We start from the raw sequence: 12,766 nt of genomic DNA, 5'->3' as shown, positions 1-12,766 counted from the left end.
AAAGCACCGACATGCACACCATCGCCCGAATCACAGTCCTCACACTGGCCCTGGGCTTGAGTGCATGTGCGGTGCAACGACCGGAACCGACCACCAACCTGCCGCCGATCCCGCCGTCGCAGCCAAGTCCGACCCCGTCGACGTCGCCAACCCCTGGCAAAAGCATCCCGGCCAAACCGGCAAAACCCGTCCCGCGCACCTCGGCCAGCTTCGCCCCACCACCGGGCGGCAACAGCCACTGGGATCAGAAGCTCGGCGTCTACGTCCTGGACGATCAGACCAACACCTTCTATCGCCAGCGCACCTACTACCGCTGGAACAACGGCTGGAGCCGCGCGGTCAGCCCCAACGGCCCATGGGAAGACACCAACATCCACGGCGTGCCGCCGGGGTTGGGCAAGAAATTCGGGCAGTAAATGAAAACGGCGATCCTCGGATCGCCGTTTTGCTGTGTGCCTGTTGGGTTCACACAGAAATTGCTCAAGGAAGTGCTGCGCAAAGCTCAGGGTTTTGCGGTTCCAATCACACCCTGTAAAACAACCAGACGTCGCACTGCCACTTTCTGTGCTTGAGTAAAGATAACTCTAGAGTTATTTTTAACGGACCTTGGCAAGGAGGCGATTGGTGCAAAGCAGGTTATTGATCAAGGAGCTGGAGGAAGCAGGCTGGACGCTGGATCGTGTCACCGGCAGTCATCACATCTTCAGGCACCGTTACAACCCGAACACGATTCCCGTCCCGCATTCGAAAAAGGATTTGCCATTGGGAACGGTCAGAAGCATCAGGAGGCGTGCCGGGTTGTACAACCCGCCAGCCAGCTATGAAGGAGATCCATAATGCAATATCCAATCTGCATCGAGTGGGGCGATGAGAGCACCGCCATTGGTATTCAGATCCCCGATATTCCTGGCGCCGTCACGGCCGGGGATACCTTTGAAGATGCCTACAACGCGGCAGTTGAGATCGCGCACATCATGCTGCAAGAGATTGTGGCGGATGGGCATTCGGTTCCGCTGCCAACCTCGGCGGCGGCACATCGCAATAATCCGGAATTTGCCGAGATGGGCTGGGGCATGCTTGAGCTGGATATCTCGCCGTATCTGGGCAAGACCGAAAAGGTCAATGTGACGCTGCCCGGTTACGTGATCCAGCGAATCGACCGTTATGTGCGCGAGCACAACGTCAAAAGCCGCTCCTCGTTTCTGGCGGATGCGGCGATGGAAAAATTGGTTCGATATTGACGACAACGCCCCCACAGGGTCAGTGCTTAACCTGTGGGGGCGAGTCTGCTGGCGATATTTTTAGCGTGTCAGGCAGCCGCCAGTGAGCGCTTTTCAGAAACACTCAAGAATCGCAACAACGCCAGCAGCGGAAATACGCTGCCGACAATCACGATCCACAACCAGCCACCATGCTCATACACCGCGCTGGCCACCGACGAGCCGAAAGCGCCGCCGATGAAGATGCTGGTCATGTACAGCGCGTTCAGACGACCACGGCTTTTGGCGTCCAGCGAGTACACCGCGCGTTGGCCGAGCACCATGTTCATCTGCACGCAGAAGTCGAGGACGACGCCGGTCACGGCCAGGCCGATGACGCTGTAGGCCGGGTGGATGAAGGCGGGCAGGAAGCTCAGACTGGCGAACAGCATGGCCAGCAAGGACGCGATGCGTGTGTGGCCGGCATCGGCCAGGCGGCCGCTGATTGGCGCGGCGATGGCACCGATGGCGCCGACCAGGGCGAAGATCGCGATCTCGGTTTGCGACAGACCATGATTGCGCGCCAGTTCCAGCGGCACTGCGGTCCAGAACAGACTGAACGCGGCGAACATGCAGCCCTGATAAAACGCACGCTGACGCAGCACCGGTTGCTGGCGCAACAGTGTCCACAGCGAGCCGAGCAATTGGCCGTAGGACGCGCTGTGATCGGGTTGGCGCTTGGGAACTGTCAGTGCCAGCACCACGCTGATCGCCGCCATCAACGCCGCCGCGATCATGAACATTGCCCGCCAGCCCAAGTGGTCAGCGACCACGCTCGACACCGGCCGCGCTAACAGGATGCCCAGCAGCAAGCCGCCCATGATTCCGCCGACAACTCGGCCGCGAGATTCCTCAGGCGCCAGATGTGCGGCCAATGGAATCAGGATCTGCACCGACACCGAACTGAAGCCAACCAGCAACGAGATCAGCAGAAACAGGTTGGGCTGGTCGGTGAACGCCGCAGCCAGCAGGCTCGCAATCGCCACGACGGTGGTGATGATCATCAACCGACGGTTTTCCAGCAGGTCCGCCAACGGCACCAGAAAGAACAGGCCCAGCGCGTAGCCGATCTGCGTCAGCGAGACGATGAAACTGGCCATAGTGTCGGTCAGACCGATGTCTGGCGCGATCAGGCCGATGATCGGCTGCGCGTAGTAGATGTTGGCAACGATGGCGCCGCAGCAGAATGCGAACAGCAGCACCATGCCTCGGGTCATTGCGTGAGTCGTGGCGGTCATAGGGTTTCTCGATCCAGCGAAAGGAATGCGGTGAGGCTATGGGACAAACGGGGCGGGCAGAAGACGCCTTGGGTTGATATCAGTTATCAAGGTGCGCGATGTTGGGGTGTTTCAGCGTGTCATCCTGGGTGGACCTTGCGTCCGACCGATGAGCGTCGATGATACATTCACTTACATCTGTTCGATAGCGTGCTTATGATCACAAGCTCCCCCCTCACCCTAGCCCTCTCCCGAGGGAGAGGGAACTGATTGGGGGATGCTTGAGAAATACGCCGACCTGAACGAGCGTGACCGAATCCATAATCGCCACAATCTTTCAGGTCGACGCATGACGCAAAACAACGCGGTCGGCCCCCTCTCCCTCCGGGCGGTCCGACGTTTCGGGAGGGTTGGGGTGAGGGTGAATTCTGGCCACAAAAAAGGCGACCTGCCGAGGTCGCCTTTTTCATCACCGCTTAAACCTTACTGCCCCGTGTAAATCTGATCAAAAACCCCACCATCATTAAAGTGCGTCTTTTGCACGGTGCGCCAGTCGCCAAAAGTCTTCTCCACCGAGAGGAAATCAACTTTCGGGAAACGATCGGTGTACTTCGCCAGCACCGCCGGATCACGCGGACGCAGGTAGTTGGCCGCAGCAATTTCCTGGCCTTGTGGCGACCACAGGTACTTCAGATATTCATCAGCGGCCGCACGCGAGCCTTTCTTGTCGACGACTTTGTCGACCACCGAAACCGGTGGCTCGGCCTCGGCGGAGACACTTGGGTAGACGACTTCAAACTGATCCCGACCAAATTCGCGAGCGATCATTTCGGCTTCATTCTCGAAGGTCACCAGCACGTCGCCGATCTGGTTGGTCATGAACGTGGTGGTGGCGGCGCGGCCACCGGTATCGAGCACTGGCGCTTGCTTGAACAGTTTGCCGACGAACTCCTTGGCCTTGTTCTCGTCACCGCCGTTCTTCAGCACATAGCCCCATGCCGACAGGTAGGTATAGCGACCGTTGCCCGACGTTTTCGGGTTCGGCACGATCACTTGTACGCCATCCTTGAGCAGATCCGGCCAGTCTTTCAGGGCTTTCGGGTTGCCTTTGCGGACGATGAACACGGTGGCGGAAGTGAACGGCGCGCTGTTGTTTGGCAGGCGTGTGACCCAGTTCTCCGGCACCAGTTTGCCGTTGTCGGCGAGGGCGTTGATGTCGGTCGCCATGTTCATGGTGATGACGTCAGCCGGCAAGCCGTCGATGACCGACCGCGCCTGCTTGCTCGAACCGCCGAAGGACATCTGCACGGTGATGTTTTCGTTGTGCTCGGCTTGCCAGTGTTTCTGGAACGCAGTGTTGTAGTCCTTGTAGAAATCGCGCATCACGTCGTATGAAACGTTGAGCAGGGTCGGTGCGGCTTGAGCCACGCTGCCGAACGCGAGACCAGCGGCGAGAAGTGAGGCGCCAAAGAGTTTTTTCACTGCGCATTCCTTGTTGTTTATGTATGTAGGAGCTGCAGAAGGCCTGCGATCTTTTGATCTTATAGACAAACATCAAAAGATCGCAGCCTTCGGCAGCTCCTACAGGGAGTGATGTTTAATTGCCACTGACTATAACGGGCAGCGCATAGTCCTTTAAAGATTAAAAAGCTCTTTGCTTATTCCATTTTTTTGAACAATGCGTTGCCACACCGCGAGCAGAATGCCGCGCCATGTTCGTGGCTGTTCTTCTTGCACACCGGGCAATCATGTTGCAGCTGTTCGCCGCGCATGGCGTTGGCCAGTTCGGCGGTGAAAATCCCGGTGGGCACGGCGATGATCGAGTAACCGGTGATCATCACCAGCGACGAAATTACCTGCCCTAACGGCGTCTTAGGCACGATGTCGCCAAAACCCACGGTGGTCAGCGTCACGATAGCCCAATAGATGCCTTTGGGAATGCTGGTGAAGCCGTGCTCCGGGCCTTCGATCACGTACATCAACGTACCGAACACCGTCACCAGCGTGCAGACACTGACCAGAAACACCACGATTTTCTGTTTGCTGCCGCGCAGCGCCGACATCAAGTAGTTGGCTTGCTTGAGGTACGGGCTGAGCTTGAGCACGCGGAAAATCCGCAGCATGCGGATGATGCGAATAATCAGCAGATACTGCGCATCGCTGTAATACAGCGCGAGAATGCCCGGCACGATCGCCAGCAAATCCACCAACCCGTAAAAACTGAAGGCATAGCGCAGCGGCTTGGGCGAACAGTAAAGACGCAGGATGTACTCACCGAGAAAGATGATCGTGAAACCCCACTCGATGTAGGCCAGCACGTTGGCGTAGTTCTGGTGAATGCTGTCGATGCTGTCGAGCATCACGATCACCAGGCTGGCGAGGATGATCAACAGCAAAATGCCGTCGAAGCGCCGCCCTGCGAGGGTATCGCTCTGGAAAATCATGACGTAAAGCCGTTCACGCCAGTTGTTGCTGCTGTCCATGAATAACGCCTGAATCAAAGATCAGCGCAGCCTAGGTTGATTCTCCCCTTGAGCGCAAGGCGTGCTGTCGACGTTGGCTTTGCCAAGCATCTGGATACCGGCGCGGATCAGCCAGCAGGCCAGGATGAACGGCGCGGTCAATGTGGCCAGACCCATGGCGGCGAACAGCGGTGTGATCAGCAATGCCAGGACGATGCCGAGCAAGGGCAACCACGGTTGTTCGCGTTGAGCACTGAAGGCGAGGGCGGCGAGTACGGCGTTGTAGCTGCCCAGGCCCAGCAGCGCGGAACCGGTTTCGTGGTGCAGCAGACTCGACGCGAGCCCGATTGCAGAAGCCAGCAGTGCCCAGGCAAAAGCGCGGCGATCAGCGATCAGCAAACCGATGGCAATCAACACCCCGGCCAATGGATGCCCGAGGAACATCACCTGACCGAGCCCTTTGAACTCGGCAGCGAGCAGATTGAGCAGGTTCATCTCGACGTGAGCCATCGGCGCCGACGGTTCGGCGAACAGCAGTAACACCCAACTCATGGCCACGAACGGCGAGGTGTAGGCCGGTATGGATCGGTTGCGGTACACATGTTTGAGCCATTGTTGCGTGAGCATCGCGCTTAAGCCGCCGGCGGCAAGAATCAGCGGCGGCAGCAGCGGTGACCAAGGGAAATAGAGGCTCAGCAACAAGCCGAGCAGAACACCGTTGTAACTGAACAACCCGGCCTGGCGATCAGCCTTGGCGTAGTTTCGCCGTTGCGCAGTCAGCAATCCGGCGACGGCGCCCAGCAGCGCACCGGCGAACAGCACAGGCGCGGTCAGCAGGATCGCCAGCAGACACAGCAGGCCGCACAGCGGATGGCGCTGGAGAAATATCTGACTGAAACCGTTGAGCAAAGCCTCGGCCCAGTCGGGGCAGTGGGTGTTGAAATGTTTGGCAGGCATGTCGAAAAAATCTGGGCAGTTGGAAAAGCAAAAGGTCTTGCGAGTAACTGTGGCGAGGGGATTTATCCCCGATGGGCTGCGAAGCAGCCCCCAGTCGGTGAATGCGGTTTTTCTGTGAAAACCGTCGGCCCCCAAAAGCGATGACTGCTGCGCAGCCAGTCGGGGATAAATCCCCTCACCACAGGTTTTTGTACTTACATCGAAACTGTTGTTAAGAGCAGAAGTGTTGCTTAGATCAATGTTTCGATCCGCAGCGAGTTCGTCGACCCCGGCTGCCCAAACGGCACGCCCGCGGTAATCAGCAGCGTGTCGCCACGCTCCGCCATTCCCTGCGCCTGGGCGATTTCCAGCGCTGTCGAACAAACCTCATCGACCTGACGCAGGCGATCGTTGACCACCGAGTGAATGCCCCACGCCACGCTCAAACGGCGCGCGGTCTGCAGGTTCGGCGTCAGGTTGAGGATCGGTGCTTTCGGCCGTTCCCGCGATGCACGCAGGCTCGATGCGCCCGACTCGCTGTAGTTGACCAAAACGGCAACCGGCAACACGTTGCTGATGCGCCGGATCGCGCAGCTGATTGCATCGGAAACGGTGGCCTCAGCCTTCGGCCGACTGACGTCCAGTTGCGTCTGATAATCCGGACCGTTTTCCACCTGGCGGATGATCTTGCTCATCATCTGCACGGCTTCCAGCGGGTACTCGCCGGACGCGGTTTCCGCCGACAGCATGACCGCATCGGCACCTTCGGCCACGGCGTTGGCAACGTCGGTGACTTCGGCGCGAGTCGGGGCAGGGGAGAAGCGCATCGACTCGAGCATTTGCGTCGCGACGACGACAGGTTTGCCGAGTTCGCGGCAGGTGGTGATGATGTTTTTCTGGATCTGCGGCACGCTCTCGGCCGGCACTTCCACGCCCAGATCACCGCGAGCAACCATGATCGCGTCGCTCAGTTCGGCGATTTCACGCAGTTGCTCAACCGCCGACGGCTTCTCGATTTTCGCCATCAAAAACGCCTTGTCGCCGATCAGTGCGCGGGCCTCGAGAATGTCTTGCGGACGCTGCACAAACGACAGCGCGACCCAATCCACACCCAGTTCCAGGCCGAAGCTCAGATCGCGGCGATCCTTGGCGGTCAACGGGCTGAGTTCGAGCACCGCTTGTGGCACGTTCACACCTTTGCGATCCGACAGTTCGCCGCCATTGAGCACGGTGGTGTCGATCGCGTCGGCGTATTTGGTCACCACGCGCAGGCGCAGTTTGCCGTCGTCGAGCAGCAGATCCATGCCCGCTTCCAGCGCTTCGATAATCTCCGGATGGGGCAGATTCACCCGGCGCTCATCGCCCGGTGTCGCGTCCAGATCGAGACGGAATGCCTGACCGCGATGCAACTGCACCTTGCCGTCAGCGAATTTGCCGACGCGCAGTTTCGGCCCTTGCAGGTCCATCAGAATGCCCAGCGGATAGTTGAGCTGGCGCTCGACTTCGCGGATCCACTGATAGCGCTTGGCGTGGTCGGCGTGATCACCGTGGCTGAAGTTGAGGCGGAAGATATTGACCCCGGCCTCGACCAGTTCGCGGATAGCGTCAATGCCATCGACCGCAGGCCCGAGGGTGGCGAGGATTTTGACCTTTTTATCAGGCGTCATGATTTAGAGTTCTCAAGGATCAGAATGGCGCGGAAGTCGTTGACGTTGGTGCGGGTCGGCTCGGTGACGATCAGCGCATCGAGTGCCTGGAAGTAGCCGTAGCCGTTGTTGTTATCCAGCTCGTCGCTGGCGCTCAGGCCAAGGGCGGCGGCGCGGGCGTAGCTGTCCGGGGTCATGATGGCGCCGGCGTTGTCTTCCGAGCCGTCGATGCCGTCAGTGTCACCGGCCAAGGCGTAGACGCCGGGCTGGCCCTTGAGGCTGTCGGTCAGGCTCAGGAGGAATTCGGCGTTGCGGCCGCCACGGCCATTGCCGCGCACGGTCACGGTGGTTTCGCCGCCGGAGAGGATCACGCAGGGCGCTGCCAGTGGCTGGCCGTGGTTGATGATCTGGCGGGCGATGCCGGCGTGGACTTTCGCCACTTCGCGCGACTCACCTTCCAGGTCGCCGAGGATCAGCGTGCTGAAACCGGCCTGACGGCATTTCACCGCCGCCGCATCAAGCGATTGCTGCGGACGGGCGATCAACTGGAAATGACTGCGCGCCAGGCTCGGGTCGCCGGGTTTTACGGTTTCCGACTCGGGGCTTTGCAGCCAGTTGCGTACCGACGCCGGGATCTCGATGCCGTAGCGTTTGATGATCGCCAAGGCTTCGGCTGAAGTACTCGGATCGGCCACGGTCGGGCCGGAAGCGATGACCGTGGCGAGGTCGCCCGGTACATCGGAAATCGCATAGGTGTAAACAGTTGCCGGCCAGCAGGCCTTGCCGAGACGGCCGCCCTTGATCGCCGAGAGGTGCTTGCGTACGCAGTTCATCTCGCCGATGGTCGCGCCGGATTTGAGCAGGGCTTTGTTGATCGACTGCTTGTCGGCAAGCGTGATGCTTTCGGCTGGCAGGGCGAGCAGGGCAGAGCCGCCACCGGACAGCAGGAAGATCACGCGGTCGTCTTCGCTCAGGTTGCTGACCAGTTCCAGCACGCGTTTGGCCACAGCCAGGCCCGCAGCGTCGGGCACCGGATGCGCGGCCTCGACCACCTCGATTTTTTCGCACGGGGCGCCGTGACCGTAACGGGTCACAACCAGGCCTGTGACTTCACCTTCCCAGCAGCGCTCGACCACTTGCGCCATGGCAGCGGCGGCTTTGCCGGCGCCGATGACGATCACCCGACCGGTGCGGTCGGCTGGCAGATGGGCTTCGAGGACTTGCTGCGGATGAGCCGCGTCGATGGCTGTGGCAAACAGCTCGCGCAGCAGTTGTTGCGGATCGACCGACATGGCGGGCTCCCGGAATTCTTGTTATGGGGATAAAGCGACAACGGTGTAGCGACGCGGTCCTTGTGGGAGCTGGCTTGCCAGCGATTCAGGCGCCGCGGTCATTCAGGCAGACCGAGTTGATGCCATCGCGGGCAAGCCCGCTCCCACAGGGAGCGAGCCATAGGCGCAGATTACTTCTTGTCGCGAATCGAGAAGTTGGCCATGTGTTCCAGACCCTTGATCAGCGCCGAGTGGTCCCAGTTGCTGCCACCGATCGCCGCGCAGGTGCTGAACACTTGCTGAGTGTTGGCGGTGTTCGGCAGGTTGATGTTCAGCTCCTTGGCGCCTTGCAGGGCCAGGTTCAGGTCCTTCTGGTGCAGGCTGATGCGGAAGCCTGGATCGAAGGTGCCTTTGATCATGCGCTCGCCGTGCACTTCGAGAATCTTGGACGAGGCGAAACCACCCATCAGCGCTTCACGCACCTTGGCTGGATCCGCACCGTTTTTCGAAGCGAACAGCAGTGCTTCGGCGACAGCCTGAATGTTCAGGGCAACGATGATCTGGTTGGCAACCTTGGCGGTCTGACCGTCGCCATTGCCACCGACCAGGGTGATGTTCTTGCCCATGGCCTGGAACAGCGGCAATGCGCGTTCAAAGGCATCGGCGTCGCCACCGATCATGATGCTCAGGGTCGCGGCTTTGGCGCCGACTTCACCGCCGGACACTGGTGCGTCGAGGTATTGCGCGCCTTTCTCGTTGATCTTCGCCGCGAAAGCCTTGGTGGCGGTCGGCGAGATCGAGCTCATGTCGATGACGATTTTGCCTTTGCTGATGCCGGCCGCAACACCGTCGGCGCGGAACAGCACGTCATCGACCTGCGGGGTATCCGGGACCATGACGATGATGAATTCAGCTTCCTGCGCGACTTCGCGCGGGTTGGCCAGAGCGACGGCGCCAGCGGCAACCAGGTCGGCAGGTGCGGCGTCGTGGTGCGCCGACAGGAACAGGCTGTGACCGGCTTTCTGCAGGTTCGCCGCCATTGGGTGGCCCATGATGCCGGTGCCGATAAATCCGATTTTAGCCATGAGAAAATCCTCTTGTTTTTGTCTTGCCCCCTGTAGGAGCTGCCGCAGGCTGCGATCTTTTGATGTTGCTTTTGAAGATCAAGATCAACAGATCGCAGCCTGCGGCAGCTCCTACAGGGGTGATGTGTTTGATTAAATTGCGTTGTGGGTTTTCAACCAGCCCAGACCCGCTTCAGTAGTGGTCAGCGGCTTGTACTCGCAACCCACCCAACCCTGATAACCGATGCGGTCGAGGTGTTCGAACAGGAAGCGATAGTTGATCTCGCCAGTGCCCGGCTCGTTACGCCCCGGGTTGTCCGCGAGCTGCACATGGTTGATCTCGCCCAGGTGCGATTGCAGGGTGCGGGCCAGATCGCCTTCCATGATTTGCATGTGATAGATGTCGTATTGCAGGAACAGATTGGCGCTGCCGACCTGCTCGCGAATCGACAGGGCTTGCGCCGTGTTGTTCAGGTAGAAGCCCGGAATGTCACGGGTGTTGATGGCTTCCATCACCAGTTTGATGCCCGCCGCTTGCAGCTTGTCGGCGGCGTACTTGAGGTTGGCGACAAAGGTCTTTTCAACGGTGGCATCGTCAACGCCCTGCGGACGGATACCGGCCAGGCAGTTGATCTGGGTGTTGCCCAGCACTTGTGCGTAAGCAATCGCCAGATCGACCCCGGCGCGGAACTCTTCAACCCGGTCCGGCAGGCACGCGATACCGCGCTCGCCCTTGGCCCAGTCACCGGCCGGCAGGTTGAACAGCACTTGGGTCAGACCGTTGGCGTCGAGCCTGGCCTTGATTTCGGCAGAGCTGAAGTCGTACGGGAACAGGTATTCAACACCACTGAAACCAGCCTTGGCGGCGGCGTCGAAACGGGCAAGGAAATCCTGTTCGGTGAACAGCATGGACAGGTTGGCTGCGAAACGCGGCATGGTGGTCTCCCGTTGCAAATTAATGTTGATGGCCCGTGTAGGAGCTGCCGCAGGCTGCGATCTTTTGATCTCGATCTTCAAAACCCAAGATCAAAAGATCGCAACCTGCGGCAGCTCCTACAGAGGCATCAAACCTGCGGATCAATCAAGCATCGAAATCGCCGTTGGCGCATCGTTGCCGACCAGCGCCAGGTCTTCGAATTCGTTGACGGCGTTGATCTCGGTACCCATGGAGATGTTGGTCACACGCTCCAGAATGATCTCGACGATCACCGGCACCTTGAACTCTTCGATCATCTGTTCGGCCTTGCGCAGGGCAGGGGCGATTTCCGATGGTTCGAACACACGCAGTGCCTTGCAACCGAGGCCTTCGGCGACTGCGACGTGGTCAACACCGTAACCGTTGAGTTCCGGCGCGTTCAAGTTGTCGAAGGACAGTTGCACGCAGTAGTCCATTTCAAACCCGCGCTGTGCCTGACGAATCAGGCCCAGGTACGAGTTGTTCACCACGACGTGGATGTAAGGCAGTTTGAACTGAGCGCCGACCGCCAGTTCTTCGATCATGAACTGGAAATCATAGTCCCCCGACAGGGCCACGACTTTACGGCTCGGATCGGCCTTGACCACGCCCAGTGCTGCCGGAATGGTCCAGCCCAACGGGCCTGCCTGGCCGCAGTTGATCCAGTGACGCGGCTTGTAGACGTGCAGGAACTGCGCGCCGGCAATCTGCGACAGACCAATGGTGCTGACGTAGCAGGTGTCTTTGCCGAACACCTGGTTCATCTCTTCATACACGCGCTGCGGTTTGACCGGCACGTTGTCGAAGTGGGTCTTGCGGTGCAGGCTGGCTTTGCGCTGCTGGCAATCCTGCAGCCAGGCACTGCGGTTTTTCAGCTTGCCCGCGGCTTGCCACTCACGGGCGACTTCGATGAACACGGTCAGCGCGGCAGCGGCGTCGGACACGATGCCCAGGTCCGGTGTGAATACACGGCCGATCTGCGTGCCTTCGATGTCGACGTGAATGAACTTGCGACCTTCGGTGTAGACGTCAACCGAACCGGTGTGACGGTTGGCCCAACGGTTACCGATGCCCAGCACCACGTCGGATTTGAGCATGGTGGCGTTGCCGTAGCGGTGCGAAGTCTGCAGACCCACCATACCGACCATCAACGGGTGATCGTCAGGGATGGTGCCCCAGCCCATCAGGGTCGGGATGACCGGGATGCCGGTCAGTTCAGCGAACTCGACCAAAAGATCACTGGCGTCGGCGTTGATGATGCCACCACCGGCCACCAGCAATGGACGCTCGGCCTGGTCAAGCAGGGCCAAAGCCTTCTCGACCTGAACGCGGGTAGCGGTCGGCTTGGCCAGTGGAAGTGGCTGGTAAGCGTCGATATCGAATTCGATTTCGGCCATCTGCACGTCGAACGGCAGGTCGATCAGCACTGGGCCTGGACGGCCGGAGCGCATTTCAAAGAACGCTTTCTGGAACGCGTAAGGCACTTGGCCCGGTTCCAGCACAGTGGTTGCCCACTTGGTGACTGGCTTGACGATGCTGGTGATGTCGACAGCCTGGAAGTCTTCCTTGTGCATACGGGCGCGGGGTGCCTGGCCGGTAATGCAGAGGATTGGAATCGAGTCGGCCGAGGCGCTGTAGAGCCCGGTGACCATGTCGGTACCGGCAGGGCCGGAAGTCCCGATGCACACGCCGATGTTGCCGGCCTTGGTGCGGGTGTAGCCCTCGGCCATGTGCGAGGCGCCTTCAACGTGGCGAGCAAGGACGTGATCGATGCCACCGACTTTCTGCAAGGCGGAGTACAGCGGGTTGATGGCAGCGCCCGGAATGCCAAAAGCGGTATCAACCCCTTCACGGCGCATCACCAGAACGGCGGCTTCGATTGCTCTCATTTTGCTCATGGTTTTGTGCCTCTTTACGTTTTGTAATTGTATACAAGTGGCTTTGCGCAGAGTGTAT

General features: G+C 59.6%; 12 protein-coding genes. 3 read left to right on the top strand and 9 right to left on the bottom strand.

Going from position 1 to position 12,766, the window contains the following annotated elements; genetic code table 11:
* Positions 1–11: 11 nt before the first annotated feature.
* From ICA16_RS14005 to ICA16_RS13995, 3 genes are all read left to right on the top strand, one after another.
* Positions 12–416 (top strand): hypothetical protein, encoded by a 405-nt coding sequence (locus ICA16_RS14005; protein WP_150618527.1) that lies wholly within the window; start codon positions 12–14, stop codon positions 414–416.
* Positions 417–624: 208 nt separating this feature from the next.
* Positions 625–837, top strand: coding sequence for a type II toxin-antitoxin system HicA family toxin (locus ICA16_RS14000; protein WP_210700834.1), 213 nt, complete (start codon positions 625–627; stop codon positions 835–837).
* On the top strand, positions 837–1,241 hold the full coding sequence (locus ICA16_RS13995; RefSeq protein WP_150601192.1) for a type II toxin-antitoxin system HicB family antitoxin: 405 nt from the start codon (positions 837–839) through the stop codon (positions 1,239–1,241). The genes ICA16_RS14000 and ICA16_RS13995 overlap by 1 nt, the downstream gene beginning before the upstream one ends.
* 68 nt (positions 1,242–1,309) lie before the next feature.
* Here ICA16_RS13995 and ICA16_RS13990 read toward each other — a convergent pair whose 3' ends face one another.
* The 9 genes from ICA16_RS13990 to gcl form a co-directional block, all read right to left on the bottom strand.
* A complete protein-coding gene (locus tag ICA16_RS13990; RefSeq protein WP_150597142.1) occupies positions 1,310–2,497 on the bottom strand; it encodes an MFS transporter in 1,188 nt (395 codons plus the stop codon).
* 462 nt (positions 2,498–2,959) lie between these two features.
* Positions 2,960–3,958, bottom strand: coding sequence for a sulfate ABC transporter substrate-binding protein (locus ICA16_RS13985; protein ID WP_210553685.1), 999 nt, complete (start codon positions 3,956–3,958; stop codon positions 2,960–2,962).
* 176 nt (positions 3,959–4,134) lie between these two features.
* Positions 4,135–4,959 (bottom strand): ion transporter, encoded by an 825-nt coding sequence (locus ICA16_RS13980; RefSeq protein ID WP_150618431.1) that lies wholly within the window; start codon positions 4,957–4,959, stop codon positions 4,135–4,137.
* A gap of 21 nt (positions 4,960–4,980) precedes the next feature.
* Complete coding sequence (locus tag ICA16_RS13975) at positions 4,981–5,895, bottom strand: urea transporter (RefSeq protein ID WP_210553684.1); 915 nt, start codon at positions 5,893–5,895, stop codon at positions 4,981–4,983.
* 230 nt (positions 5,896–6,125) lie between these two features.
* Positions 6,126–7,541: a pyruvate kinase gene (gene pyk / locus ICA16_RS13970; protein ID WP_042558272.1), complete on the bottom strand. Its 1,416-nt coding sequence runs from the start codon at positions 7,539–7,541 to the stop codon at positions 6,126–6,128.
* On the bottom strand, positions 7,538–8,812 hold the full coding sequence (locus tag ICA16_RS13965) for a glycerate kinase type-2 family protein (protein WP_210553683.1): 1,275 nt from the start codon (positions 8,810–8,812) through the stop codon (positions 7,538–7,540). The genes pyk and ICA16_RS13965 overlap by 4 nt, the downstream gene beginning before the upstream one ends.
* Positions 8,813–8,982: 170 nt before the next feature.
* Positions 8,983–9,876 carry a 2-hydroxy-3-oxopropionate reductase gene (locus ICA16_RS13960; protein WP_042558274.1) on the bottom strand — a complete coding sequence of 298 codons (894 nt, stop codon included), beginning with the start codon at positions 9,874–9,876 and terminating at the stop codon, positions 8,983–8,985.
* A gap of 132 nt (positions 9,877–10,008) precedes the next feature.
* Positions 10,009–10,791, bottom strand: coding sequence for a hydroxypyruvate isomerase (hyi, locus tag ICA16_RS13955; protein WP_016987505.1), 783 nt, complete (start codon positions 10,789–10,791; stop codon positions 10,009–10,011).
* Between the two features lie 141 nt (positions 10,792–10,932).
* Positions 10,933–12,708 (bottom strand): glyoxylate carboligase, encoded by a 1,776-nt coding sequence (gcl, locus tag ICA16_RS13950; protein WP_150618435.1) that lies wholly within the window; start codon positions 12,706–12,708, stop codon positions 10,933–10,935.
* Positions 12,709–12,766: the final 58 nt, after the last annotated feature.

Origin of the sequence: Pseudomonas anatoliensis (assembly GCF_017976235.1) — a bacterium.
Classification (GTDB): Bacteria; Pseudomonadota; Gammaproteobacteria; order Pseudomonadales; family Pseudomonadaceae; genus Aquipseudomonas; species Aquipseudomonas anatoliensis.
The sequence above is the reverse complement of the archived record's forward strand: the minus strand, read 5'-3'. Positions and strand labels throughout refer to the sequence as shown.